The sequence below is a fragment of the Mycobacterium sp. IDUB_17 genome (assembly GCF_055419465.1).
On record NZ_JBVAXS010000002.1, the window covers coordinates 400,007 to 426,871 of the forward strand.

The window sequence follows — 26,865 nt, forward strand, 5'->3', positions numbered from 1 at the left end:
GTGCACGCATATGGGTAGTGACACGCTTGCGGCTCCAACACAGGGAGCGCCCCGGCTCGATCGCGATGTGATCAGCCGCTTCGCCACATGTTGTCGTGCGCTGGGCTTGACGGTGAACGACCGGCAACGGCCGGCCGATCTCGACGCAGCCCGCGCCGGCTTTGCTGGTCTGACGCGGACCGCGCATGACCACTGTGATGCCTGGACCGGCCTGGCCGCCGCGGGCGATGTGTCCGGACCGGTCATCGACGCCGTGTGGCGCACCCGGGGCAGCGCCGGTCTGCTGCAACGGGAGATCGATCTGGCTGCCGGCGACCTCGGGTTCACCTATGACAGTGGGCTGTACCTGCAGTTCCGGGCCGTCGATGTCGACGACTTCCAGCTCGCCTACGCCGCGGGGCGCTATGCCTCGGGTGCACGGGCCGAGGCCGACGCGCTGGTGGCCGAACTGCTGGCCCGTCGCCCCGGGTGGCTGAACGCCACCTGGCTCCGGGTGGCGTTCAACCACCACGCCGAGCGCTGGTCCGATGTGGTGCGTCTGCTCACCCCGGTCGTCACCAACCCGTCGCTCGACGAGGTCACCGCGCACGCCGCACGTGTCACCCTCGGCATCGCGCTGGCGCGCCTCGGCATGCTGGCACCCGCGCTGTCGTACTTGGAGGACCCGTCCGGCCCGATCGCGGTGGCGGCGCTCGACGGCGCGCTGGCCAAGGGGCTGACCTTGCGCTCGCAGGGCGAGGACGAGGACGCCAACGAAGTACTACAGGACCTCTTCGCGGCCCACCCGGAGAACAAGCAGGTCGAAGAGGCCCTTTTGGATTCGTCTTTCGGGCTGCTCATCACCACCGCCGCACGCATCGACGCCCGAACCGATCCGTGGGACCCGGATACCGAACCGACCGAGTCGGACTTCGTCGACCCGGGTGCCAAGGAGCGCAAGGCGCACCTGCTCGTCGAGGCCGAAGCCGAGCTGGCCGAGTTCATCGGTCTGGAAGAAGTGAAGTTCCAGGTGGCGCGGCTCAAGAGTTCGGTCGCCATGTCGATCCGTCGCCAGGAACGCGGACTGGCCGTGGCCCAGCGCACCAACCACCTGGTGTTCGCGGGTCCTCCCGGTACGGGTAAGACCACCATCGCCCGCGTCGTCGCCAAGATCTATTGCGGCCTGGGACTTCTCAAGAAGGAGACGGTCCGCGAGGTGCACCGTGCCGATCTGATCGGCCAGCACATCGGTGAGACCGAGGCCAAGACCAACGCGATCATCGACAGCGCGCTCGACGGCGTCCTGTTCCTCGACGAGGCCTACGCGCTGGTGTCCACCGGAGCCAAGAACGACTTCGGTCTGGTCGCCATCGACACACTGCTGGCCCGGATGGAGAACGACCGCGACCGGCTCGTCGTGATCGTCGCGGGGTACCGCAAGGACCTCGACATGTTCCTCGACACCAACGAAGGTCTGCGCTCGCGCTTCACCCGCAGCATCGACTTCCCGTCGTACTCCTCGTCCGAACTCGTCGAGATCGCCGAGCGGATGGCCGAGAAGCGCGACAGCACATTCGAGAAGGCCGCCCACGACGACATGGAGAAGCTGTTCGGCTATCTGGCCGCAGCCACCATGCCGGACACCAACGGTGTGCCGCGGCGCAGCCTCGACATCGCCGGTAACGGCCGCTTCGTCCGCAACCTGGTCGAGCGTTCCGAGGAGGAGCGCGAGTACCGCCTCGATCATTCCGACCACGACGACTTCACCGACGAAGAGATGATGACGATCACCGCCGGTGACGTGAACAACTCGGCTGCCCCGCTGCTGCGTGGCCTGGGCCTGACGGTGCCCGCATGACCACCCAGGGACCTGACGAGCGCCGCTCCTTCTCCTCCCGCACACCGTCCAACGACAACCCCGATCAGGTCGCCTACCGGCGCGGCTTCGTCACGCGTCATCAGGTCTCGGGCTGGCGATTCGTCATGCGCCGCATCGCTTCCGGCGTGGCGCTGCACGACACCCGCATGCTGGTCGACCCGTTGCGTACGCAGAGCCGGGCGGTGCTGACCGGCGCGCTGATCCTGGTCACCGGCCTCGTCGGCTGCTTCATCTTCTCGTTGATCCGCCCCGGCGGGACGGCCGGTAACGACACCGTGCTGGCCGACCGGTCCACCGCGGCGCTGTATGTGCGCGTGGGTGAACAGCTGCATCCGGTGCTCAACCTGACCTCGGCCCGGCTGATCACCGGCAAGGCGGACAACCCGACCACCGTCAAGACCAGTGAGATCGACAAGTACCCGCGAGGCAACCTGCTCGGTATCCCCGGTGCGCCCGAACGGATGGTGCAGAGCGCCAGTGCCGACGCGGATTGGACTGTGTGCGACAGCAATACGGGAACGACGGCCGGAGTTACCCTGATCGCCGGAACGCTCGGATCCGGTGAGGAGCGGGCCCTGCCGCTGACGGCGGGCCAGGCCGTGCTCGTGCACCACAGCGGCGGCCCCACCCCAGGTGACTGGCTGCTGTGGGACGGCAAGCGCAGCCCGATCGACCTGAACAACCGTGCCGTCACCGATGCACTCGGTTTCGGCTCCGACATCCCGGCCCCGCGGCCGATCGCGGCGGGCCTGTTCAACGCGATCCCCGAGGCGCCCGCACTGACCGCGCCGGCGATCGCCGGCGCGGGTGCGCCCGCACAGTTCGAACTGTCGGTGCCGGCGCCGGTGGGCGCGGTGGTCTCGGCCGCCGAGGCCGACAACACCGTCCGCTACTACGCGGTGCTGTCCGACGGCCTGCAGCCGATCTCCCCGGTGCTCGCCGCGATCATGCGCAACACCGATTCCATTGGGCTGCAACAGCCGCCGCGACTCGGAGCCGACGAGGTGGCCCGCACCCCGGCGGTCCACAGCATCGACACCGCTGCCTACCCGGACCGGGTTCTCGAGCTGATGTCCGCTTCGGCGGCCCCGGTGACCTGCGCTCAGTGGAGCAAGCCGGCGGGTGCCACCGAGAGCCGACTGAGCCTGCTGTCCGGTGCTGCCGTGCCGGCTCCTGCCGGACAGCGCAGCGTCGACCTGGTCGGGGCGGGCGCCAACGGTGCCGCCAGCCGCGTCGCTCTGGCACCCGGAACCGGGTACCTGGTGCAGACCGTGGGTGCCGAGCCCGGATCGCCGACCGCCGGATCACAGTTCTGGGTCAGCGACACCGGTGTGCGCTACGGCATCGACACCACCGGTGACCACGACAAAACCCTTGCCGCGCTTGGCCTCACCGCGCCGGCCCTACCCATCCCGTGGTCGATCCTGACGCAGTTCGCGGCCGGTCCGACCCTGTCCCGTGGCGACGCCCTGACCGCTCATGATGCGCTGTCGTCCAACGCAAATGCTGCCCGCCTGGAGGGAACTCGATGAGCCGGCTGATTTTCGAGCACCAGCGCAGGCTGGCTCCGCCTACCACCCGCAAGGGCACCATCACCATCGAGCCGCCACCGCAGCTGCCGCGGTTGGTTCCGCCGTCGCTGCTGCGTCGCGTGCTGCCGTTCCTGATCGTCATCCTGATCGTCGGAATGATCGTGGCGTTGGTGGCCACCGGTATGCGGATGATCTCACCGACGACGCTGTTCTTCCCGTTCGTGCTGCTGCTGGCGGCCACCGCGATGTACCGCGGGTCGGACAACAAGATGCGCACCGAGGAGGTCGACGCCGAGCGCGCCGACTACCTGCGCTACCTGTCGGTGGTACGGGACAACGTCCGTGCTCATGCCGCCGAGCAGCGTGCGGCGCTGGAGTGGTCGCACCCGGAACCCGAGGCGCTGGCCATCATTCCGGGCACCCGTCGGCAGTGGGAGCGCGATCCGCGCGACCGTGACTTCCTGGTGCTGCGCGCCGGGCTGCACGATGTGCCGCTGGATGCGGCGCTGAAGGTCAAGGACACCGCCGACGAGATCGACCTGGAACCGGTGTCGCACAGCACCCTTCGCGGTCTGCTCGACGTGCAGCGCACCGTGCGCGACGCCCCCTCCGGCATCGACGTCACCAAGCTCGCCCGGGTCACCGTGATCGGTGAGGCCGAGGAAGTCCGCGACGCGCTGCGGGCCTGGATCGCCCAGGCCGTCACCTGGCACGACCCGACCATGCTCGGGGTGGCGCTGGCCTCGCCCGATGTGGACGCCGATGACTGGTCGTGGCTGAAATGGCTGCCGCACGTGGATATTCCGTCCCAGGCCGACGGCGTCGGCCCGGCCCGGTACCTGACCACCGGTGTGACGGAGCTTCGCGGACAACTCGATTCGGCCCTGGCCGGGCGGCCGGCATTCCCCGCCGAGGCGGATCAGGCGCTGAAGCACCTGCTGGTCGTGCTCGACGACCCCGAGGCCGACCCCGACGACATCGCGCGGAAGCCGGGCCTGACCGGGGTGACCGTGATCCACCGCAGCGACAAGCTGCCCAACCGCGAGCAGTACCCCGACCCCGAGCGGCCCATCCTGCGGGTCACGGAGGGCCGGATCGAGCGGTGGCAGAGCAGCGGATGGCAGCCCTACGTCGACAAGGCCGACGCGATGTCGGCCGCCGCGGCCGCCCACATCGCGCGGCGGTTGTCGCGCTGGGACTCCAACCCCGGCTACGTGCGGTCGACCGCTACCGGCGGCGCCACCTTCACCACGCTGCTCGACATCCCGGATGCCGCGGCGCTGGATGTCGCCGACCTGTGGGCTCCGCGCAACCGCGACGACGAACTACGGGTGCCGATCGGCGTCACCGCCACCGGCGAGCCGCTGTACTTCGACCTCAAGGACGAGGCCGAGGGCGGCATGGGTCCGCACGGTCTGATGATCGGTATGACCGGCTCGGGCAAGTCCCAGACGCTGATGTCGATCCTGTTGTCGCTGTTGACCACTCACTCCGCCGAGCGGCTCATCGTGATCTACGCCGACTTCAAGGGCGAGGCCGGCGCCGACATCTTCCGCAACTTCCCGCAGGTCGTCGCGGTCATCTCGAACATGGCCGAGAAGCGGTCGCTGGCCGACCGGTTCGCCGATACCCTGCGCGGTGAGGTGGCCCGCCGTGAGCAGATGCTCAAGGAGGCCGGCCGGCGGGTTCAGGGCAGCGCCTTCAACTCGGTCACCGAGTACGAGGCCGCCATCGCAGCCGGACATGATCTGCCCCCGATGCCGACGCTGTTCGTGGTCGCCGACGAGTTCACCCTGATGCTCGCCGAGCATCCCGAGTACGCGGATCTGTTCGATTACGTTGCGCGCAAAGGCCGCTCGTTCCGGATTCACATCCTGTTCGCGTCGCAGACCCTGGACATCGGCCGGATCAAGGACATCGACAAGAACACGTCGTACCGGATCGGCCTGAAGGTGTCGAGCCCCAGCATCTCCCGTCAGATCATCGGGGTCGAGGACGCCTATCACATCGAATCGGGCCGCGAACACAAAGGCGAGGGCTTCCTGGTGCCCGCGCCGGGTGCGGTGCCGGTCAAGTTCCGCAGCACCTATGTCGACGGCATCTACGATCCGCCGCGCGCGGAGAAGTCGATCGTGGTGCGGGCCCTGCCGCAGCCGCAGCTGTTCACCGCCTCGCGCGTCGAGCCTGAGCCCGACACTGTGATCGTCACCAACGAGCCGGAATTCGACGCCGCGCCGCCGCGCAAGCTGATCGCCACCATCGGCGACCAGCTGGCCGCCTACGGCCCGCAGGCACCCAAGCTGTGGCTGCCGCCGCTGGACGACGCGATCGCCCTGGACGACGTTCTGGCCCGTACCGAGGTGGAGCCCGGTCAACTGCGTTGGCCGCTGGGCGAAATCGACAAGCCGTTCGAGATGCGCCGGGAAGCTTTGGTGTTCGACGCGAACTCGTCGGCAGCCAACGTGCTGATCCACGGTGGTCCGCGATCGGGCAAGTCGACCGCACTGCAGACGTTCGTCTTGTCGGCCGCGGCGCTGCACTCGCCGAGCGAAGTGAGCTTCTACTGCCTGGATTACGGCGGCGGACAGCTCGCCGGCCTGGAGGACCTGGCCCACGTCGGCAGTGTGGCCACCCCGCTGGAGCCCGAGCGGATCCGCCGTACCTTCGGCGAGCTCGAGCAGCTGCTGCAGGCCCGTCAGCGGCAGGGCGCAGTGAGCCGGGTGGGCAGCTATGCCGGAGGAAACGGAGAAGTCTACCCGGATGTCTTCTTAGTCATCGACAACCTGTACGCGTTCAGCCGGGACAACACGGATACGTTCAACACCCGTAACCCGTTGCTGGCCAGGGTGACCGAGCTGGCCAACACCGGGCTGGCCTACGGCATCCACGTCGTGATCACCACGCCGAACTGGCTGGAGGTGCCGCTGGCAATGCGTGACGGCCTGGGCCTGCGCCTGGAGCTCAAGCTGCACGACAGCCACGACAGCATCGTGCGCGTGGTGGGTGCGCTGCGTCGGCCGGCCGATTCGGTACCCGCCGATCAGCCGGGCCGCGGCCTGACGATGGCCGCCGAGCACTTCCTGTTCGCCGAGCCGCAGTTGAGCGACATCGCCGTCATCAACGCCCGCTACTCGGGACAGAGCGCACCGCCGGTGCGCCTGCTGCCCACCGCCCTGGCCCCGGCCGCGCTGGCGCCGCTATACCCGGCGCCCGAGCAGGTGGTCATCGGGCAGCGTGAAGAGGATCTGGCACCGGTGTTGCTCGACTTCAAGAACAACCCGCTGCTGGCCGTGTTCGGCGATACCAGGTCGGGCAAGACCACGCTGCTGCGTCACATCATCCGGACCATCCGCGAGAACTCGCGGCCGGACGAGGTGGCCTTCACGGTGATCGACCGGCGGCTGCATCTGGTGGAGGAGCCGTTGTTCCCGGACAACGAGTACACCGCCAACATCGACCGCGTGCTGCCGGCGATGCTGGGTCTGTCGGCCCTCATCGAAAAGCGCCGTCCGCCGGCCGGTTTGAGCCCGCAGGAGCTCAGCGCCTGGCGTCAGCGGACGGCTCCGGATGGCCACATCCACTACCTGATCATCGACGACGTGGACCAGATCCCCGACGGACCCGCGGTCAGCGGGCCGTTCGCGGGGCAGCGCCCGTGGACCAACATCGTGGGTCTGCTGGCCGAGGCCTCCGATCTGGGTCTGCGCGTGATCGTGACGGCCCGGGCCACCGGATCGGCGCACGCCGTGATGACCGCGGCGCTGCTGCGTCGCCTCAACGATCTGCAAGCGACCACGTTGATGCTGTCGGGCAATCCCGCCGACAGCGGCAAGCTCCGCGGGCACCGGTTCGCCCGGTTCCCCGCGGGACGCGGCATGTTGCTCGGCGACGGCGACGCGCCCGAGTTCGTCCAGCTCGTCAACCCACTCATCGATGACGCGGCACTGTCCGTGAACAACGGGAGAAAGGAATTCTGATGACATTGCGGGTAGTTCCGGAAGGATTGACCGCCGCGAGTGCGGCCGTCGAGGCGCTCACTGCGCGTCTGGCCGCCGCTCACGCCGCGGCCGCCCCCCTGGTCTCGGCGGTGATCCCGCCTGCCGCGGATGCGGTGTCGTTGCAGACCGCGACCGGGTTCAGCGTGCACGGCGCCCAGCACTCGGCGCTGGCCGCCCAGGGCGTCGAGGAGCTCGGCCGCTCGGGTGCCGGCGTCGCGGAGTCCGGTGCCAGCTACGTCACCGGTGACGCGATGGCCGCCTCGTCCTACATGATTGCGCGCGGCCTCTGACATGACCGCCCCCATCTGGATGGCCTTACCACCCGAGGTGCACTCGACGCTGCTCTCCAGCGGTCCGGGCGCCGGGTCGTTGCTGGCCGCAGCGGGGGCCTGGCATTCGCTGAGCACTGAATATGCCTCGGCGGCAGCAGAACTCACCAGCGTGTTGGGCGGGGTGCAAGCCGGGTCGTGGGAGGGCCCGAGTTCGGAGCAGTACGTCGCCGCCCACGGGCCGTACCTGACCTGGCTGGCGCAGCAGAGTGCGAACAGCGCGGCGGTGGCCGTGCAGCATGAATCGGCGGCCGCGGCCTACACCACGGCGGTGGCCACCATGCCGACGCTGCCCGAGCTCGCGCTGAACCACGTCGTGCACGGCGTCCTGATCGCCACGAACTTCTTCGGCATCAACATGATTCCGATCGCGGTCAATGAGGCCGACTACGTCCGGATGTGGATCCAGGCGGCCACCACCATGGCCACCTACCAGGCCGTGTCGGGAGCCGCGGTCATGGCGGCCCCGGCCGGCACGCCGTCGCCGATGCTTCTCAAACCCGGTGTGGGGGAGGCAGGTACCGCCTCGGCCAACGCGCGGCAGATGATGGCGCAGGCCACCGCGACGGATTCCGGTTCAGCGTTGACCAGCGCCGACGCGACGGCAGACAGCGAGTACCCGAATCTGCCGCAATGGCTGATCGATTACGTCAAGACGTTGCCCAGCAGCGATCAGCTGCTGAAGTTCCTGAATGATCCGCTCGGCAGCATCCGGGGGATGATCGAGACGCTGCTGACCAATCCGAGTGCCTTCCTCACCGAGTGGGGTCCGATGCTCGGCGCCGTGCTCTATCAGGCGATCTTCCAGCCCGTGGGTTGGGGCACCTGGATCGGTGCTGCGTTGTCGCCCTTCCTGGTACCTCTCCTCGGGATCGGCCTTGCCTTCTTGGGATTGCTCGACCTGCTCCCCACCGACGCCCCGGCAGATGTTCCCGCCGAGGCCGATGCACCGCCGGTGCCGATGCGGGCTGATCAGGGGTTGCCGATGGCGGGCCTGGGCCCGGCAGGGATCGGCGCCGGGGTACCGGCCGCTCCGGCGGGCGCACCCGCTGCCGGTGCGGGTGGGGTCGCGGCGCCGGCTCCGGTCGCGGCCGCGGCGTTCGCACCATATGCGGTGATGGGCAACGACCCCGATGAAGGTTTCAGCCCGACGGTGGGCGGCAAGTCCAGTGCCTCGGCACCGGCCGCCGGAATTCCCGCGGCGGCCTCGGGTGTGGCGGCGTCGCTGGCGGCCCGGCGGAAGCGCCGGCGCAAGCGGGGCGCGGCACTGGAGGACCACGCCTACGCGGATGCCTACATGGACTACGAGGAGCCGGATCCGGAGCCCGCGCCTCGGCCGGAACCACGGGTCCGCGCATCTGAAAGCGGCTCAGGAACCATGGGATTCACCGGCACCGAGACGAAATCCGATGCGGCCGCAGCCGGCTTGACCACCTTGGCCGGCGAGAGATTCGACGAGAGCCCCGTCTCGCCGATGCTGCCCGGTTCCTGGGACCCCGATGAGGCCCCGGGTGTTCCGGAAGGGGGTTCGCGCAGCTGACCAGACCCGTATTGCATTTCTGGATGCATTACCCACCACCAACGATCCGAAAGGAAACACCATGAGTCTGTTGGACGCTCACATCCCCCAGCTGATCGCCTCCGAGGCCGCGTTCGGCGCCAAGGCCGCCCTGATGCGCAGCACCATCGCGCAGGCCGAGCAGGCGGCCATGTCGTCGCAGGCCTACCACATGGGTGAGGCCTCCGCCGCGTTCCAGGCCGCACACGCCCGGTTCGTCGAGGTGTCGGCCAAGGTCAACGCGCTGCTCGACATCGCGCAGCTCAACCTCGGCGACGCCGCGGGCACCTACGTCGCCCAGGATGCCGCCGCCGCCAGCACCTACACCTCGGTCTAGCCGAACACTCAACGGATACAGGAGTTTTCATGTCTCAGATCATGTACAACTACCCGGCCATGCTGGCTCACGCCGGGGAGATGAACACCTACTCGGGCGCTCTGCACGCCGTCGGCGCCGACATCGCCGCCGAGCAGGCCGCGCTGAGCAGTGCCTGGCAGGGTGACACCGCCATGACCTACCAGGCCTGGCAGGCGCAGTGGAACCAGGCCATGGAAGAGCTGACCCGGGCCTACCGCGCGATGGCGTCCACTCACGAGATGAACACCATGTCGATGAGCGCACGCGACGCTGCCGAAGGGGCCAAGTGGGGCTGATGCCGGGCACAAGTGGGAGCTAACGCGGTCGAGCTGACCACCGATCAGGCCTGGTACCTCGCCGAGGTACTCGGCGCCGGGGCGTACCCGTGGGTGTTGGCCATCACGCCGCCCTACAGCGAACCGGCGCAGCGGTTCGGCTTCGCCGCCGAGCAGACCGCTGAACTGACCAGGATGGGTGTGCTCGACGCCAGTGGTGAGGTCAATCCGCGCGTGGCGCAATGGGTTCGGCTGGCCTGCCGGGCAACCCAGTGGCTCGACCTGCGGTTTGTCTCCGGTCCGGGGGATCTGCTGCGCGGGATTGTTGCGCGGTCAGGTGACCAGACCGTCGTCGTGTTGCGCAACGCGCAGCTGGTGACCTTCACCGAGATGGACATCCACCACCCCCACGCGCTGGTCCCGGTGCTCACCGCCGGTCTGTCGCAACGCAGGCCGGCGCGGTTCGGGGAGTTCGCGCTGCCGGCCGCGGCCGGTGCCCGCGCCGACGACCAGATCCGCAACGGCACCCCGCTGATCGAAGTGCTGGGATTCCTCGGTGTCCCGGCCTCGGCCCGCCCGATCGTGGAATCGGTGTTCGACGGACGGCGTACCTACGTCGAGATCGTCGCCGGAGAACACCGTGACGGTCACCGGGTCACCACCCAGGTGGGGGTCAGCATCATCGACACCCCCGAGGGACGGATTCTGGCCTCCCCGTCAAAAGCCTTTGACGGGGAATGGATTTCGACCTTCACGGCAGGCACGTCCGAAGCGATCGCGATGGCGGTCGAACGGCTCACCGCCTCGCTGCCGAGCGGCTCCTGGTTCCCCGACCAGCCGCTCATCCGCGACTTCGACGAAGTTGCGGCAACCGAAGACCACGCCCACCGAGATTCACGCTCCATGAGAAGAACCCAGAAAGCATAGGAATGTCCGACAACACTGTGATGCCGATCGTCCGGGTGGCCGTGCTGGCCGCTGGAGACGACGGCGGCCGGCTGACCGAGATGGCCCTGCCGTCCGAGCTGCCGTTGCGTGAGATCCTGCCCGCGGTCCAGCGCATCGTGCTCCCCTCCGGGGGCGACGGTGCCGATAGCGGCGACAACGGCGCCGGCGACCCGGTACGGCTGAGCCTGGCCCCGGTCGGGGGTGCGCCGTACAGCCTGGATGCCACGCTCGACACCGTCGGTGTGGTGGACGGTGATCTGCTTGCGCTGCAAGCCGTTCCCGCCGGGCCGGCTGCCCCGCGCATCGTCGAGGACATCGCCGACGCCGCCGTGATCTTCTCCGCGGCCCGCGAGCGCCCGTGGGGCCCTGCGAACATCGCGCGGTACGCGTCGCTGGCCCTGATCGGGCTGATCCTGGTGGGCACCGGCCTGGCCGTCGCCCACCGCGTGGTGACCGGTGAACTGCTCGGACTGTTCGTCGTCGGCGGCATCGCCATCGCCACCGTGCTGGCCGCGCTGTCGACCAGGGGCCGCTCCCCGGTACTGGCCACCGCGCTGGCCGTCACCGCGCTGGTTCCTGTCGCGGCGGTGTTCGCGCTCGGTGTGCCAGGCGATTTCGGTGCGCCCAGCATTCTGCTGGCGGCGGCCGGAGTCGCCGCATGGTCCTTGATCAGCATGGCGAGCTCGCCCGATGACCGGGGCATCGCGGTGTTCACCGCGACCGCGGTGGCCGGAGCCGGCGTCTTGCTGGTCGCCGGAGCGGCCTCGCTGTGGGAGATCAACTCGACGGTCATCGGGTGCGCGCTGATCGTCATCGCCCTGGTGGTCACCGTTCAGGCCGCCCAGCTGTCCGCGATGTGGGCCCGCTTCCCGCTGCCGGTCATCCCGGCGCCGGGCGATCCGTCCCCGTCGGCGCAGCCGCTGTCGGTGCTGGCCGACCTGCCGCGCCGGGTCCGGGCGAGCCAGTCGCATCAGACCGGTGTGATCGCCGCGGGCGTGCTGCTCGGTGTGGCCGGGTCACTGGCGCTGGTCGGTTCGCCGACCGCGTCGCCGTGGGCCTGGTACGTCGTGGTGGCCGGTGCGCTCGGTGCCGCCCTGCGGGCCCGGGTCTGGGACTCGGCCTCGTGCAAGGCATGGCTGCTGGGGCATCCCTACCTGCTGACCGTTGTCTTGTTGGTGGCCTTCGCGATCGACAGCCGCTATCAGGCCGCGTGGTGGGCGCTGGCCGTGCTGGCCGCCCTGGTGGTGGTGTGGGTTGTCGCGGCGCTGAATCCGCGGGCCGCGTCGCCGGACACGTACTCGCTGCCGATGCGGCGCCTGGTCGGCTTCCTGGCCACCGGCCTCGACGCCTCGCTGATTCCGGTGATGGCTTTCCTCATCGGGCTGTTCAGCCTCGTCCTCGACAGGTGATGAATCGGTGATCCACAAGAGCCTGGGTGTTCTGGCCACAGCCGGTCTGGTGCTGTTGGTCGGCTCCCCGTCGGCGGGTGCCGTCAGCCCGCCCGAGGTCGACCCACAGGTCGCCCCGCCGGCCGGCAGTGCCGGCCCGGTGGAGGCGATGGCGCAGCGTTCGGCGTGCGCCACCACCGGCGTGCTGCCGGGTACCGATCCCGGCGCGGTCAACCCGAATCAGTTGGCGCTCAACCTGTCCGGTGCGTGGAAGCAGAGCCGCGGACAGGGCCAGACCGTCGCGGTCATCGACACCGGGGTGCAGCCGGGACCCCGGCTGCCTCATGTCGAAGGCGGCGGCGACTTCATCGAGTCCACCGATGGGCTGACCGACTGTGACGGCCACGGCACCTCGGTGGCCGGTCTCATCGCCGGGCAGCCCGGACCCGACGGCTTCTCCGGTGTGGCGCCGGAAGCCCGGCTGATCTCGATCCGGCAGAACTCGCCACGATTCGCCCCGCGCGCAACCGGCACCGATATCGCCGAGGCCCGCGCCGCGGCCGACGTGGCCAGCCTGGCCCGGGCCGTGGTGCGCGCGGCCGACATGGGTGCGCGCGTCATCAACATCTCCGTGGTGACCTGCATACCGGCCGACAAACACATCGATCAGACCGAACTCGGTGCGGCACTGCGTTATGCGGCGGTCGAGAAGGACGCGGTGATCGTCGCGGCCGCGGGCAATACCCAGGGCGGGGTCACCACCGGATCGGCGTGCGGATCCAATCCGCTTGGCGACGCCGGCGTTCGGGGCGATCCGCGTAACTGGGGCGGCGTCTCCTCGGTTTCCATCCCCTCGTGGTGGCAGCCCTACGTGTTGTCGGTCGGGTCGCTGAACGCAACCGGTCAGCCTTCCGGGTTCACCATGGCCGGGCCATGGGTGGGCATCGCGGCGCCGGGGGAGAACATCTCGTCGGTGAGCAACGCGCCCGGCGGAGGATTGTCCAACGCCATGCCCACCGATCAGGACAAGCTGGTCCCGCTCAACGGCACCAGCTATGCCGCGGCGTACGTATCCGGCGTTGCGGCCTTGGTGCGCAGCAAGTTTCCCGACCTCAACGCGCGGCAGGTGGTGCACCGGCTGACCACGACCGCCCAGGGCGCCGCCCGCTCGCCGTCGAACGTGATCGGTGCCGGAGGTGTCGATCCGGTGGCGGCGCTCACCTGGGACGTCGCCGATATGCCGCTGGACGGTCCGGCGGATCCCGCAGGCAAACCCATTGCCGCACCGGCTGAACCGGCCCCGCGTGACAACACCGGGCGAATCGTCGCTTTCGCCGGTACCGGAGCACTTGCGCTGGCGGCCATCGCCGTTGCGTTCAGCGCATACAGACGGAAGGACCATTCATGACCGCCCGACTTGCGTTGGCGTCCCTGTTCATCGTCGCGGCGGTACTGGCCCGGCCGTGGCAGACCGACACCGAACGGTGGGTGCTCGGCGTCTCGGTCGCCGCGGTGGTGCTGCTGCTGGCGTGGTGGGGTGGGTTGTTCCTGACGACGCGCATCGCCCGGTGCATCGGGGTGTGGCGGCGCAACCTCGCCAAGAAACAGCCTGCGGAGGCGGTCGATTCGGAGACCGTCGTGCTGCGCGTCGATCCCGCCGACCCGGCCCAGCTTCCGGTCGTGGTCAGCTACCTGGACCGGTACGGCATCCGCTGTGACAAGGTCCGCGTGACCCACCGCGATGCCGGTGGTGCGCGACGTAGCTGGATCAGCCTGACCGTGGCCGCCACCGACAACCTCGATGCGTTGCGTGCCCGGTCGTCACGAATCCCGTTGCGGGACACCACGGAAATCGTCGGGCGTCGGCTCGCCGATCATCTGCGGGAACAAGGCTGGACGGTCACGCTGGTCGACGGGGTGGATTCGCCGCTTCCCGACCCGGGCAAGGAAACCTGGCGCGGCGTCAAGGATGAATCCGGATATGTTGCGGCATACCGTGTCAGCGTCAGCGACAAGTTGAAGACCGTGCTGGCCGAGATGGGCGCGGTGCCGGCCCAGGAGACCTGGACCGCACTGGAGTTCACCGGATCTCCGGCGCAACCGCAGTTGACGGTGGGAGCGGCATTCCGCACCGAGGAGCGGCCGGCACGCAAGGCTCCGCTGGCCGGCCTGAAATCGGCCGCCGGTCGGCATCGCCCGGCGTTGGCAGCGCTGAACCCGTTGTCCGCGGACCGTCTGGACGGCACCCCGGTCGCGGTGCCGAAGGCGGCGGCGTCAGTCGAACATGAAGTCCTGCAGGAAGCGGGTCATCCGGCGTAGGTAGTCCGGCTGGCTCACATGCAGCAGGTGGTTGCCGGGGAACCAGTGGAACGCGCAGCGATCCCAGTGTTCCCACAGCATCTCGGCCTGCTGCGGCGGGGCCAGCCGGTCACCGAGGCCGGTGATGATCAGCCGTCGTTCCTTGGGGACCAGGGGCCGGTAGTTGAGCGGTGAGGCGTACCGCGCCGCCGCTTCCGTCAACGCCGGGTCGGTTCCGGACATGCGCCGTTGCAGGGCCACCAGCTTGTTGGCCGGGAACCACTCGTCGACCGTGCGATCCGGCGTCACCACCGGGACATTCGGGACCACGGCCTGAATCCGGTCGTCCACACTGGCCAGCAGTGCCGAGGTGAAGCCACCCAGGGAGATGCCCGTCAGGGCCACCCGATCGACACCGGTGGACTCCAGATAGTCGATCACCGACCGGAAGTCGTGCACGGCCTGGGCCATGGCCTCGGAGAAACCGGCGAATCCGTGGGAGAAGTATCCGTAACCGCTGAACGGTGAGAACCGTTCGGCGCGGCGACCGTGAAACGGCAGGGTGTACAACAACACGTCGTACCCGGAGCGGTAGAACCACGGCAACGACAGGAACACGCCGTTCGCCAGATACGGCGACCCCATGAACCCGTGGATCACACACAACGTGGGATGCGGTCCGTCATTGTGGCGCCAATGCTGGGCCCGCACAACGTTGTTGCGGGTGAACCCGCTCCAGAGGTCGCGTAGCCCGGGGTTGACCGCGGTGAAGCTACTGTCGAACCGGATGTTCTCCACCTGGCCGTGGGCGATCATCTCGGCGATCGGATTGGCCGGGCGGGTGGATACCCGGGGTGGCCGGGTGGGCGCCGGGAACGACACCGCCGGATCTTGAGCGGCGGCCAGATCGGCGTAGAAGCGCATGTGGTCGTGCTCGGTCCGCGACGCCGACGGATGCAGCATCGACGCCAGCGTGGTCGGCACCATCGACGTCGCCACGACGGAGGCGACCCCGGTGCGCAACGCGATGTCGGCGATCGCGGAGGCGTCGACGATGGCCCGCTGCCGCAAGGTCAGGTCGGAACGCCGTGGCAGGCCGCGTGCACCGGCTTCGCCGCCGGGGACGTCGGGAACAGGGATCGGGGGTTCCACCGGGTCCGGGTCCACGATTCCCGATGCTAGCTAACTGCTCAGCTCAGCCCGAACAACTTCGCGGCGTTGTCGTGCAGAACATTGCGGCGCCAGGTGTCGTCGACACCCGGCAGGTCGATCAGGTGGTGCACGGCCTCGGCGTACCCGTAGGGGATGTTCGGGAAGTCGCTGCCGAACAGGATGTGCTCACTCAGGTCTTTCAGCCGGCCTATCTCCGAGGTGGGGAACGGCATCATCTCTTCGACGAACGGGGTGAACGCCATCGTGGTGTCCAGCCGCACGTTGTCGTAGCGCTCGGCGAGATCCAGGAACGCGGAGTACTCGGGCATGCCCATGTGCGCGATGATCAGCGGCAGGCGCGGGTAGCGGCTCAACAGCCGGGCGATCGGCTCCGGGCCGGTGAAGTCTCCGGGCGCCGGGCCCGAGCCGCAATGAATGACGACGGGGATACCGGCGTCTTCGATCTGCCCCCAGACCTCGTCGAGCAGGGGATCGTTCGGCTCGTAGTTGCCCACCTGGATGTGCGCCTTGAACACCTGGGTGCCTGCGGCGATGGCGTCAGCGACGTAGCTCGCGGCCTGTTCTTCGGGGTAGAACGTGGCGGTGGCCAGGCAATCCGGGGTGTCCTGCGCAAAGCCTCGCGCCCACTGGTTCAGCCAGGCCGCCATATCGGGCTTGTGCGCGTAGATCAGCGAGGAGAACCGGAGGATGCCGAATTCCCGCAGGGTGGCGACCCGCTGCGCCTCGTCGGCGCGGTAGGTGATGGGCCACTCCCGGCCGATCAGCGGGCCCTGGCTGTCGAAGTACTGCCACACCTTGTCCATCACGTTCTTGGGCATGAAGTGGGTGTGTACGTCGACGATGCCGGGCAGGCCCAGCTCGGTCCAGATCTTCCGCACTTTTTTCGATTCATCCATCGCCGACGATCATGCACCGGCCGCCGAGGGCGGGGATGATCGGGTGGGTGTGGAACCCCGAGACGTATCTGACCTTTGCCGACCACCGCGGGCGGCCGTTCTACGACCTGCTCTCGCGGGTTGCGGCAAAGACGCCGCGGCGCGTGGTCGACCTGGGGTGTGGGCCGGGCAACCTGACCGAGACCTTGTTGCAGCGTTGGCCCGGGGCCACGCTGGAGGCCTGGGACAGCTCACCGGAGATGGTCGAGGCCGCGCAGAGCCGTGGGCTCAAGGCACACGCCGGGGCGATCGAGGACTGGAACCCGCGACCCGACACCGACGTGGTGGTCTCCAACGCGGCGTTGCAGTGGGTGCCGTCGCATCGCGAACTCGTGGTGCGCTGGGCCGGTCAGCTGCCGGCCGGGGCGTGGATCGCCTTCCAGGTGCCGGGCAACTTCGATGCGCCCTCCCACCACGCGGTGCGTGCGCTGGCCCGGCGCGAGCCGTTCATCGAGCCGCTGCGTGACATGCCATGGCGTGACGTGGGCCAGGTGGACACGCCCGTTCAATACGCCGGACTGCTGACCGATGCGGGCTGCGTGGTCGATGCCTGGGAGACCACCTATGTGCACCAATTATCCGGTGAGACACCGGTTCTGGACTGGATCACCGGGACGGCTCTGACTCAGGTCAAAGGCCGGCTCAGCGACGAGCTGTGGGAGCAGTACCGCCAGGCGATCATCCCGATGCTGGCCGAGGCGTACCCGAAGCGGGACGACGGCATCACGTTCTTCCCGTTCCGTCGCGTGTTCGTGGTCGCTCAGGTTCGGTAGTCATTACCTACGACGTAATCGATTTTCGGATGGCCGGCGGTGAGCATTGACGCATGCCGACATTCAAGACCGCAGACCGCACCGACATCCACTACACCGACACCGGGTCCGGACCGGTCCGGGTCTTCACCCACTCGTGGGGACTCAATGCGGGCCAGTGGGATCAGATCATCGAACATCTGGTGGACAAGGGTTTTCGGTGTGTCAGCTACGACCGGCGCGGCCACGGAAGTTCTGGTGCCTACGAGGGCGAGTGGACGGTGGATCTGCTTGCCGACGACCTGGCCGCGCTGTTCGATCACCTGGATCTCGACGACGTCACGTTGGTCGGGCACTCCCTGGGATGCGGTGAGATCGTGCGCTACCTCAGTCGACACGGGGTGGACCGGGTGGATCACGCGGTGCTCGTGGCACCTCAGCTCCCGATGGTGGTGAAGGCGGAGGACAACCCGGACGGTGTCGATGAGGCCATCCTCGACGCGGTAACCGCCGAGCTGGAACGCGATGTGCGGCAATGGTGTGTCGACAACGCCGCCCCCTTCTTCGGAGACCACGAGGTGTCGCCCGAGGTGGTCGAGTGGACCGTGGACCAGGTCGCCGACCTGCCCGTTGAGACTCTGGTCGGCACCCAGCAGATGGGCGCCCACGCCGACTACCGTGCCGAGCTTGCCGACCTCGATCTTCCGGTTCGGGTGATCCAGGGCGATGCCGATGTGTCGACGCCCATCGAGCTCTCCGGGCGTCCCACGGTCGCGCTGCTGCCGAACGCGGAGCTCATCGAGATCCCCGGCGCCGCCCACGGGCTGTATGTCACCCACCTCGACCACGTCATCGCCGCGATTTGTGGAGTTTCAGCCGTGCTCGATACGGCCAAGACTCCACAAATCACGAGTTAGTCCGCGATTTCGGTGCATTCAACGGCGCTGACCGCCGCTGAATGCACCCAAATCGCTGGTTAGCGGCGGGTGTTGAGCAAGTCGATGACCTGCTGGACCAGGTCGTCGATGACGGCGCCGGTGGTGTCGAGCACCAGGTCGGGATTCTCGGGCGCCTCGTAGGGAGCGTCGACACCGGTGAGCCCGCTGAGCTCACCGGCCCGGGCCCGCGCATAGAGCCCCTTGGGATCGCGGCGCTCGCACTCGGCCAGTGACGTCGCCACGTGTACTTCGATGAACGGCAGCTTGGCGGCGTCGTTGAGGGCCCGCGCGGTGTCCCGGTCGGACTTCAGTGGCGACACCAACGACGCCAGCGCCACCACGCCCGCATCGGCCAGCAGCCGGGTCAAATGTCCGACGCGGCGGATGTTCTCGGTCCGGTCACCGGCCGAGAAGCCGAGATCATCGGACAGGCCGTGACGCAGGTTGTCCCCGTCGAGCAGGTAGGCCACCTGGCCCGATTCGACCAGGGCCCGCTCGACGGCCACCGCCAGCGTGGATTTACCGGAGGCGGGCAGGCCGGTGAACCAGATGGTGGCGCCGCGCTGGCCCGTGCTGTTCCAGCGGTAGTCGCGGTCCAGTGACGACGGATGCCATTTGATGTCGGACCGGTTGTGCCCGCTCGGCTTGAGTTCACGCGCATGCAGGATGATCCCGGCACCGACGGTGTCGTTGGACACCTCGTCGATCAGGATGAACGCACCGTTGTCGCGGTTGTCGGCGTAGTTGTCGGCCACCAGCACCGAGCTGGTCCGCAACGTGACGGAGCCGATGTCGTTGAGCGCCAGCTCAACCGGGGACTCGACCTCGTCGAGGGTCTCCGGATCGAGCTTGGTGTGCAACTCCTGGACCGTGGCCCGTACCGTGCGGGTGCCCTGCTTGAGGGCCAGCCGGTCGCCGGCGCGCAGCGGGTTGTCGAAGAACCAGCACACCGTCGCGTCGATCTCGCGGGCCAGCACCGGCACCACGGCCTCCGAGGAGCCGCTGACGAAGACGTCGCCGCGCCCGACGTCGATGTCGTCGGCCAGCTCGATCGAAACCGAGAGCGGTGCAACGCCTATCGATCGGTCATCGTCCAGGGTATCCAGGGCTGTCACGATGGAGCGGGTGCCGGCCGGCAGGCTGACGACGGGGTCACCGACCTGAAGCGTGCCCGCGGACAGCCTGCCGGTGTAGCGGCGACGCTGTTCGGTAGTCGGCCGGGACACCCACTGCACGGCCAGCCGCAGGCTCGCCGGGTCGGCATGCGGCGCTGCCAGTTCGATGCCTTCGAGGTATTCGAGCAGGGTGGGCCCGTCGTACCAGGGGGTGTTCTGGGAGCGGTGGACCACGTTGTCACCGAGCTTGGCGGCGATCGGGATGACGGTGAGATCGAGCCCGCCGAGCCGGTCGGCGACCTGTTGCAGCTCCTGCTCGACCTCGGCGAACCGGCCCTTGTCGAAGTCGACCAGGTCGATCTTGTTGACCGTGGCGACGAAGTGCTTGATGCCCAACAGTTTTGCGATGCGGGCATGGCGCCGGGTCTGGCGCAGCACCCCGGCCCGGGCATCCACCAGCAGGATGGCCACGTGCGCATTGGAGGCGCCGGTGAACATGTTGCGGGTGTAGCGCTCGTGCCCGGGAGTGTCGGCCAGGATGTAACTGCGGGTGGCGGTCGAGAAGAACCGGTAGGCCACGTCGATGGTGATGCCCTGCTCCCGTTCGGCCCGCAAGCCGTCCGACAGCGCCGCCAGATCGGCGACGCCGTCCGAACCGGTCACGGCCTCAAGATGATCCAGCGGCAGGCTGTCGGTGTCGTGCAGCAGGCGGCCGATCAGGGTGCTCTTGCCGTCATCGACCGAACCGGCGGTGGTGATGCGCAGCAGCTGACGGGTAGACATCAGAAATAGCCCTCTCGTTTGCGGTCTTCCATCGCGGCGACGGACGTGCGGTCATCGGCGCGGGTCTCACCGCGTTCGGAGACGGTGGCCGCCGAGATCTCGGTGATCACCCGGTCGATGGTGGTGGCCTCCGACCGCACGGCTCCCGTGATGGTGAGATCGCCGACCGTGCGGTAGCGCACCCACTCCACCGCCGCGCGCTCGGCACCGACCGGCTGGGCGTACTCCGAGACTGCGAGCAGGATGCCGTCGCGTTCGAAGACCTCGCGTTCGTGGGCGAAGTAGATCGACGGCAGCTCAAGGTTTTCCAGCTCGATGTAGCGCCAGATGTCCAGCTCGGTCCAGTTCGACAGTGGGAACACCCGGACCTGCTCACCCTTGCGGATCCGGCCGTTGTACAGCGACCACGGTTCGGGGCGCTGGGCCCGCGGATCCCACTGACCGAACTCGTCGCGGAAACTCAGGATGCGTTCCTTGGCACGTGCCCGCTCCTCGTCACGGCGGGCGCCGCCGAACGCCGCGTCGAATCCGCCGGCCTCCAGCGCGTCCAGCAGCGTGCGGGTCTGCTGCCGGTTGCGGGAGGCTCCCGGCCCCGGATCGGCGACCCGGCCGCTGTCGATGGTCTCCTGCACCGAGGCCACGACCAGCTTGTGCCCGACGCCGGTGGTGCGGCGGTCGCGGAATTCGATGACCTCGCCGAAGTTGTGCCCGGTGTCCACGTGCAGCACCGGGAACGGCAACGGCGAAGGGCGGAAAGCCTTCTCGGCCAGGCGCAGCAGGACGATGGAATCCTTGCCGGCGGAGAACAGCAGCACCGGGCGCTGCAACTCGGCAACCACCTCGCGGATGATGTGCACCGCTTCGGCTTCCAGCAGCCGCAATTCGTCGACATGCAAAAGATCAGTGGCCGTCATACCGGCAACCCCTCCTTCTCGGCATCGCGGCGGTAGCGATCCACCCATTCGTCGGACCGCTGGTCGGCCTGGCGTTCCAGCACCGGATGCGGGGCCAGTCGCGGGTCCAGGCCGAGTGCCTCGAGCACCGTGGCCACCACGGTCGTGAGGTTGCGCCACAGAAAGGGATACGACACCTCGATGGGGGAGATGTTCTCCTCGACGAACCAGGAGCGCCAGCCCTCCTCCTGGGCCTGCAGCAGCTTGATCACATGGGCGATGGCGCCGGCGTGGTACTCGGCGCGGGCATCGCGCATCGGATCGGCCCGGCCGCGCCAGACCCTGGTCTGCACCGCCCGCCAGAACGAAACCGCCTGTGACACAACATCGGGGCGGTAGACGTGGATCAGCACCGGGTCGCTGCCGATGACGTCGCGGATCGCGGCGAGCAGACCGGGCCCGGAGCGCTCGGGCAGGCCCTCGGCGCGTTCCAGCAGCAACGGGGTCTGGTTCCACATCAGCTTGCCGCCCCACACCCCGTTGGGGGTTCGGCCGACGGTGCGGACGTAGTCGCGCCAGATCTCCGACGGGGCCAGATCCGGCTTGCCCTCGACCAGCGGATCGAGCAGGCGCAGGATCGACTCGTCCTCGACGCCGGCGAACCATTCCCGGGGCTGCGGCGACATGCTGGTGGTCGGCAGGTACTGGAAGAACTCCTGGGGCTCACCGGCCATGCCGGTGGCGCGCAGGGATTCCACCAGCAAGGTGCTCCCGCTGCGCTGGGAAGCGAGCACCAGGTAGGCAGTCGGATGATCTGACATGGGCGAGACTCTAACCATCATTGATTTGCGGCGCCTATTCGAAGAAGCGTCAAGAGTTTTTATTCACCGAGATGAAAACTATTGATGGGTATCGGTGATGCCACGGTCGGTGGCGATGGCAGATCGGCTGGTGGCGGGACGGCCGTGAATGCTCAGATATGTCTGGGTATAACGCTCCGAAATGCGGGTGCCCGCGAATTCGGAGGGTATGACGTCGAGGGTCTTCTGGCGCCAGTCGTTCAACAACAGTGCGAGGTTCTCCGCGATCGCCTCGTCCTTGTCGGTGGCATCGGGTCCGAGCAGGTTGTTGCGTTCGGTCGGGTCCGCGACGAGGTCGTACAGTTCGCGACCGGGCCGGGGGCTCAGGACCGTGTCGCCGAGCACCCGTCCGGGTGGGCTGTCGGCGATATCCCACGGCAGGTCCAACAATGGCCGTGCCGCGTAATTCTCGATATAGCTGTATTCCTTTGTGCGGATGGCTCGAATGGGGTCGAAAGAATCGTGATAGGTCTTTGTGGTGTACACCTCGGATCGGATCTCGCCGGTTTCCGTGGAGGTTGCCCGGAGGTTGCTGGCGTGTGACAGCCCTTCGACGTCGCCGGGGATATCGACGCCGAGCAACTCCAGCAGGGTGGGCAGCAGATCGACCCCGCTGAACAACTCGTCGTAGCGGCGCGGCGCAACGGCAGAACCCCGCGGCGGACGCACGATGAGTGCGATGCCGGTGCCTGCGTCGTACAGCGTCGACTTGGCCCGCGGCAGCGCCGGCCCGTGGTCGGTCATGAAGACCACCCACGTGCTCTCGTCGAGGCCGGCCGCGGCCAGGGCATCGAGCAGTTCGCCCACCTTCGCGTCGGCTACCGCGATCGATCCATAGAACTCGGCGAGATCGTCGCGCACGTCGCCGGTGTCGGGCAGATAGTCGGGCACCTCGACGGTCGCCGATTCGGCCGGTTCATACCGGTCTCGGGGATATGGGCGGTGCGTCTCGAAGAATCCGGCGGTCAACAGGAACGGCTGTTGCGGAGCATCGGCCAGCCAAGCGGTGGCCTGCTCGACGACATACTCGCAGAACGAATTCGACACGTCGAACTCGTCGTAGCCCAGGTTGGCCGGGTACGAGGTCTCGTGTTGCATGCCGAACAGTGCGGTGTGCCAACCTGATTCGGCGAGAAGGTGGGGCAGGGTGCGTACCCCGGCGCGGTACTCCCAGCCATGGTGCGCCAGGCCCACCAGGCCGTTGCTCTGCGGGTACCGGCCGGTGAACAGCGATCCTCGCGACGGTGAGCACAACGGCGCGGTGGCGTGTGCGCGGGTGAACAGGATTCCCTCGGCGGCGAGCTGGTCGAGGTGTGGGCTGGCCACGTCGGGGCGGCCGTATGCGCCGAGATAGCGCCCGAGGTCATGCCAGTGCACGACCAGCAGGTTCTGGTGTAGCGGCTCGGTCACGTCACATCCTTTCCGTCCACCCTACGACCGAACAGGCTGAACCTTTGGCCCGCAACCGTTTGGCTCACCGAGAGCCACTTATTCGACGGGGCGTCGTCGGTAGGGTGGAGGCCATGCCGACTGCCACCGAACCTGCTGTGGTCAGCGGCTACGACGCCCGCTGGGAGCAGCACAACACCGAGCGGCGCGCCCAGATCCTGCAGGCGGCGGTCGCCTTGATCGAGGAGAATCCACCGGGCGCCGAGATCTCCATGCTGCGTATCGCGGACCGCGCCGGGGTGGCGAAGTCGGTGGTGTACCGCCAATTCGCCGGCAAGGACGAGCTCGAGCGACGGGTCCGCTCCTATGTGTTCGACGATTTCGCGGCGGTGCTCGACCCCAACCTCGATATCTCCTACGGCTCGCTGCGCGAGATCCTGACCCGCACCGTGGCGGCGGTGGCCGATTGGATGCTCGATCACCCGCGCCTCGACGAGTTCGTCCGGCGCGGGCCGACATTCGACGGCGACGGCTCGCTGGACGCGATGAGCGAGCTCAAGCTCCGCATGACCGGGCAGTCCGAGGGGATCATCGCCACGATCGCCCAGACCATCGGGGTGGATGACACCGCGTTCAAAACGGTCCCGTTCGCGGTGGTGACGATGGTGGAAGCCACCGTGTCGGCGTGGATCCGCGGTGCGGCGCCGGAGCGGTCACGCGAAGAGATCGTGACGCACCTGGCCGATTTCGCCTGGTACGTCCTGGACGGCGCGGCCCGCGCGAGCGGGCTGGAGATCAACCGCGACGACGAGTTCACCGCGGTGATCGCCGCGCTGATGAACCGTCAGAACTAAGGGTGGTACGGCACCCCGACAGCGCGGAAAACGTATTCGGGCCCGACGTCGAAGGCCAGGGACCGGCGGGGCAGCTGCGTCAGGATCTCGTCCGGTATCGCGGTCTTGTAGTGCAGCGACAATCGGCCGCGGCAGCGCCGGTCGATCTCGGCCACATCGGCCGTCAGGGTGAGCCCGGTCGGGTCGAGTTCGGCGTGCATCGCACCGACCTGCGGCGCTGACCACGGTTGGTCGATGCTGCGGCCGGCAAGCTTGGGCAGGGTGGACATGGTGGCCAGCGCGCGGTAGTTGGTCAGAGCCAGCGCACCGGCATAACTGGCGACGCTGCCCGCCGACCGCAGGCCCGGGATCGTTCCGGTGAACCGCCTGGTCACCGGGACGTATTCGGCCAGAAAGAGGATGCCTTCGGCTTCGGCTTCGGCCCGCAGACCCTCCGGCAGTGCGCCGATGTGCATCAGCTTTCGCAGGATCAGTGCCATGTGTTCGACGGTAGCGCGCAAACATGGCAAATCGGTTGGAGCTGGTAGAGATGATCTGGTGAAAACCGGGGCCAGGTGGCTGATCGTGAGCGCGGTAGTGGCCGTCGCGGTGTACGCGGCGCTGTGGGTCGGCTACGCGATGCAGTGGACTTGGCTGGCCGACCTGGACGACGCCGGGCTGGCCGGCCCGTACCGGTACGGCGCGGCGCACCCGGGCTGGGTGACGGCCTGGAACGTGTTCTGCACGGTGCTCGGGCCCTTCGCGTTCCGGTTGCTGGCGCTGGTGATGATCGTCGTTGCGCTGCGGCGACGACAACGGCGTATCGCGCTATTCCTGCTCTTGACCGTTGAGCTCAGCGCGGTGACGACCGAGGTGGCCAAATTTCTGGCAGATCGTCCGCGCCCGGCCACCGCACTGGTCCACGCGCTCTCGACCTCGTTCCCGTCCGGGCACGCGCTGGGCGTGATGGTCTCGGCGCTGGCCCTGTCGGTTCTTGCCTGGCCGACGCTTCGCCCGCGGCAGCGGGGCTGGTGGGTGGCGGCCGGGGTGCTCGTGGTCGTCGCCATCGGGGTGGGGCGGGTCGTGCTCAACGTCCACCACCCCTCCGACGTGATGGCCGGCTGGGCACTGGGCTACTCCTGGTTCGTGGCGGTCTACCTGCTGTGCCCGCCGTATCCGGCAGTCGTCACGGCAGCGGACGAAACACCGGCAGCGCCCGGTACCGCACCGTGAAACTGGCCTCGCTGAGCGCCTCGCCGACCTCGCCGTCGTGGGCCACGGTGGTGGGGCCGTCGACCGCGGTGAACCGGAACTGCGGCACCTGCAGCTCGTGATACAGCGGGCTGCGTTCCAGCCGGCCGAGTGCCACGGCCGTCGCGATGCGCAGCCGGCTGAAGCGCCGCCCGGTCTCCAGGATGCGCACGTCGATCAGCCCATCGTCCAGGCGCGGGCGTTGTGACGGGGCGAATCCGGACGGGAAGTACGTCGAGTTGCCCAGGAAGAACAACTCGGTCTCAAGGGTCTTGTTGTCATAGCTGATCCGGACCGGGGCTTCCCGGCGCAGCGTGAGGTACAGCGCGTACATCCCGGCCAAGCGCTTGCCCATCCGGTGCTCCAGCCTCTCCCGGGTGCGCACGTACTTCGGGTAGGCGCCGATGCTGGCGGTGTTGATCACCATGCGTTCCTCATTGAGGCAGACCAGGTCGACGTAGGCGGCCGAGCCTTCGGCGATCGCCTTGACGGTCTGGGCCACCGAATCGCAGCCGATGTCCTTGGCGAAGTGGTTGAACGTCCCGCCGGGGAACACCGCAAGCGGAACACCCGCGTCGACGGCGATGCCTGCCGCACCCGCCACCGTGCCGTCGCCGCCACCCACGGCGAGCACGTCGGTACGGGCGGCCGTCTCCCGCAGCACCGCCTCGATGTCGTCGTCATCGCCGAGTTCGATGATCTCGGTGCGCGGCAGGGCTTTTCGGACGTCATCGATGATTCGCGCGCCGGTTCCGTCGCCGGAGGCCGGGTTGATCACCAGGGCGACGCCGGCGCCGTCCGGCCGCGGCTCGGTGGGGAACCGCAGCGGATCGGACTTCGGCAGGGTGGCGGCGGGGATGGTGGGGACGACGCGGGCGCCGAGGACCGCGATCGCGGCGCCGATGCCGAATCCGGCGAACACGTCGCCGGGATAGTGCGCGCCGGTGGCGACCCGGGACAACCCGACCAGGCCGGCCAGCAGCGCCAGCGGCAGGCCGGCGGCCGGGGACTCCAGGCCGACACCCACGGCGAAGGCCGCGGCGCTCGCGGAGTGACCTGACGGCAGCGAGTGCGATGTCGGCATGCGTCGGATCCGCCGCGCCACCGGGATCAGGCGGTGATCCGGCCGGGGCCGTTTCCAGATCCGCTTGGCCACCTGATTGGTCACCAGGCTGGTGACGGCCAGGCTGACCACGCCGCGCGCAGCGCCGCGCCGTACCGCCGTGCTGCCCAGCGCACCCATCGCCGCCGCGATGGCGAACCACAGCTTGGAATGGTCTGCCGCCCTGGTCAGCCCGGGCATCACGGAGTCCAGTAGCGGGCTCGGTGACTCGGCGACCGCCTCAAAGACCTCGCGGTCCAAGGTGCCCAGTCCCTTGCCGATCGCACGCACGTCCATGG

23 protein-coding genes are annotated in these 26,865 nt (G+C 68.3%); 15 read left to right on the forward strand and 8 right to left on the reverse strand.

The genetic code is table 11. From position 1 onward, the window contains the following. The first annotated feature begins 67 nt into the window (after positions 1-67). The 11 genes from eccA to eccE all read left to right on the forward strand — a co-directional run bounded on the left by eccA (position 68) and on the right by eccE (position 14,563). Positions 68-1,837: a type VII secretion AAA-ATPase EccA gene (gene eccA, locus ACZYZ7_RS09085; protein ID WP_463740725.1), complete on the forward strand. Its 1,770-nt coding sequence runs from the start codon at positions 68-70 to the stop codon at positions 1,835-1,837. After that, complete coding sequence (eccB, locus tag ACZYZ7_RS09090; RefSeq protein ID WP_463740726.1) at positions 1,834-3,390, forward strand: type VII secretion protein EccB; 1,557 nt, start codon at positions 1,834-1,836, stop codon at positions 3,388-3,390. Before eccA ends, eccB begins: the two co-directional genes overlap by 4 nt. After that, on the forward strand, positions 3,387-7,367 hold the full coding sequence (gene eccCa, locus ACZYZ7_RS09095; protein ID WP_463740727.1) for a type VII secretion protein EccCa: 3,981 nt from the start codon (positions 3,387-3,389) through the stop codon (positions 7,365-7,367). Before eccB ends, eccCa begins: the two co-directional genes overlap by 4 nt. Continuing rightward, a complete protein-coding gene (locus ACZYZ7_RS09100) occupies positions 7,367-7,678 on the forward strand; it encodes a PE family protein (RefSeq protein ID WP_463740728.1) in 312 nt (103 codons plus the stop codon). Before eccCa ends, ACZYZ7_RS09100 begins: the two co-directional genes overlap by 1 nt. Position 7,679: 1 nt before the next feature. After that, positions 7,680-9,257, forward strand: a complete 1,578-nt coding sequence (locus ACZYZ7_RS09105; protein WP_463740729.1) for a PPE domain-containing protein — start codon at positions 7,680-7,682, stop codon at positions 9,255-9,257. A gap of 61 nt (positions 9,258-9,318) precedes the next feature. Further along, positions 9,319-9,612, forward strand: a complete 294-nt coding sequence (esxG, locus tag ACZYZ7_RS09110) for a type VII secretion system protein EsxG (protein WP_067765159.1) — start codon at positions 9,319-9,321, stop codon at positions 9,610-9,612. A 29-nt stretch (positions 9,613-9,641) separates the two neighbouring features. After that, on the forward strand, positions 9,642-9,929 hold the full coding sequence (locus ACZYZ7_RS09115) for a WXG100 family type VII secretion target (RefSeq protein ID WP_135451874.1): 288 nt from the start codon (positions 9,642-9,644) through the stop codon (positions 9,927-9,929). 12 nt (positions 9,930-9,941) lie between these two features. Next, entirely contained in the window at positions 9,942-10,835 is an 894-nt protein-coding gene (locus tag ACZYZ7_RS09120; protein WP_463740730.1) for an ESX secretion-associated protein EspG, read from the forward strand. Between the two features lie 2 nt (positions 10,836-10,837). Continuing rightward, positions 10,838-12,265 carry a type VII secretion integral membrane protein EccD gene (gene eccD / locus ACZYZ7_RS09125; protein ID WP_463740731.1) on the forward strand — a complete coding sequence of 476 codons (1,428 nt, stop codon included), beginning with the start codon at positions 10,838-10,840 and terminating at the stop codon, positions 12,263-12,265. A 7-nt stretch (positions 12,266-12,272) separates the two neighbouring features. After that, positions 12,273-13,652, forward strand: a complete 1,380-nt coding sequence (gene mycP, locus ACZYZ7_RS09130) for a type VII secretion-associated serine protease mycosin (RefSeq protein WP_463740732.1) — start codon at positions 12,273-12,275, stop codon at positions 13,650-13,652. After that, positions 13,649-14,563, forward strand: coding sequence for a type VII secretion protein EccE (eccE, locus tag ACZYZ7_RS09135; protein WP_463740733.1), 915 nt, complete (start codon positions 13,649-13,651; stop codon positions 14,561-14,563). The genes mycP and eccE overlap by 4 nt, the downstream gene beginning before the upstream one ends. On the opposite strand, the gene ACZYZ7_RS09140 is transcribed toward eccE, so the two are convergent. Then, the gene (locus tag ACZYZ7_RS09140; RefSeq protein WP_463740734.1) at positions 14,519-15,709 is read right to left on the reverse strand and encodes an alpha/beta hydrolase family protein; all 1,191 of its coding nucleotides are present in this window, start codon (positions 15,707-15,709) and stop codon (positions 14,519-14,521) included. The genes eccE and ACZYZ7_RS09140 overlap by 45 nt on opposite strands. Before the next feature lie 23 nt (positions 15,710-15,732). Continuing rightward, positions 15,733-16,611, reverse strand: a complete 879-nt coding sequence (locus ACZYZ7_RS09145; protein ID WP_463740735.1) for an amidohydrolase family protein — start codon at positions 16,609-16,611, stop codon at positions 15,733-15,735. A 47-nt stretch (positions 16,612-16,658) separates the two neighbouring features. Between ACZYZ7_RS09145 and ACZYZ7_RS09150 the strand changes: the two genes are divergently transcribed. Beyond that, a complete protein-coding gene (locus ACZYZ7_RS09150) occupies positions 16,659-17,423 on the forward strand; it encodes a trans-aconitate 2-methyltransferase (protein ID WP_463741057.1) in 765 nt (254 codons plus the stop codon). 53 nt (positions 17,424-17,476) lie between these two features. Further along, positions 17,477-18,319 (forward strand): alpha/beta fold hydrolase, encoded by an 843-nt coding sequence (locus tag ACZYZ7_RS09155; RefSeq protein ID WP_450069437.1) that lies wholly within the window; start codon positions 17,477-17,479, stop codon positions 18,317-18,319. A gap of 59 nt (positions 18,320-18,378) precedes the next feature. Here the strand turns inward: ACZYZ7_RS09155 and cysC are convergent, their stop codons facing one another. The 4 genes from cysC to ACZYZ7_RS09175 form a co-directional block, all read right to left on the reverse strand. Continuing rightward, positions 18,379-20,238 (reverse strand): adenylyl-sulfate kinase, encoded by a 1,860-nt coding sequence (gene cysC / locus ACZYZ7_RS09160; protein WP_450069436.1) that lies wholly within the window; start codon positions 20,236-20,238, stop codon positions 18,379-18,381. After that, the gene (gene cysD / locus ACZYZ7_RS09165) at positions 20,238-21,152 is read right to left on the reverse strand and encodes a sulfate adenylyltransferase subunit CysD (RefSeq protein ID WP_450069435.1); all 915 of its coding nucleotides are present in this window, start codon (positions 21,150-21,152) and stop codon (positions 20,238-20,240) included. The genes cysC and cysD overlap by 1 nt, the downstream gene beginning before the upstream one ends. Continuing rightward, positions 21,149-21,952, reverse strand: a complete 804-nt coding sequence (gene stf0 / locus ACZYZ7_RS09170; RefSeq protein ID WP_450069434.1) for a trehalose 2-sulfotransferase — start codon at positions 21,950-21,952, stop codon at positions 21,149-21,151. The genes cysD and stf0 overlap by 4 nt, the downstream gene beginning before the upstream one ends. A 78-nt stretch (positions 21,953-22,030) precedes the next feature. Continuing rightward, on the reverse strand, positions 22,031-23,401 hold the full coding sequence (locus tag ACZYZ7_RS09175; RefSeq protein ID WP_450069433.1) for a sulfatase family protein: 1,371 nt from the start codon (positions 23,399-23,401) through the stop codon (positions 22,031-22,033). 113 nt (positions 23,402-23,514) lie between these two features. Between ACZYZ7_RS09175 and ACZYZ7_RS09180 the strand changes: the two genes are divergently transcribed. Further along, positions 23,515-24,234, forward strand: coding sequence for a TetR/AcrR family transcriptional regulator (locus ACZYZ7_RS09180; RefSeq protein WP_450069432.1), 720 nt, complete (start codon positions 23,515-23,517; stop codon positions 24,232-24,234). Here the strand turns inward: ACZYZ7_RS09180 and ACZYZ7_RS09185 are convergent. Beyond that, positions 24,231-24,713, reverse strand: coding sequence for a hypothetical protein (locus tag ACZYZ7_RS09185; RefSeq protein ID WP_450069431.1), 483 nt, complete (start codon positions 24,711-24,713; stop codon positions 24,231-24,233). The genes ACZYZ7_RS09180 and ACZYZ7_RS09185 overlap by 4 nt on opposite strands. 85 nt (positions 24,714-24,798) lie before the next feature. Here ACZYZ7_RS09185 and ACZYZ7_RS09190 point away from each other — a divergent pair, with 85 nt between their 5' ends. Further along, the gene (locus tag ACZYZ7_RS09190; protein ID WP_450069430.1) at positions 24,799-25,446 is read left to right on the forward strand and encodes a phosphatase PAP2 family protein; all 648 of its coding nucleotides are present in this window, start codon (positions 24,799-24,801) and stop codon (positions 25,444-25,446) included. On the opposite strand, the gene ACZYZ7_RS09195 is transcribed toward ACZYZ7_RS09190, so the two are convergent. Then, positions 25,400-26,863, reverse strand: a complete 1,464-nt coding sequence (locus ACZYZ7_RS09195) for a bifunctional phosphatase PAP2/diacylglycerol kinase family protein (RefSeq protein WP_450069429.1) — start codon at positions 26,861-26,863, stop codon at positions 25,400-25,402. The genes ACZYZ7_RS09190 and ACZYZ7_RS09195 overlap by 47 nt on opposite strands. Between the last annotated feature and the right edge of the window lie 2 nt (positions 26,864-26,865).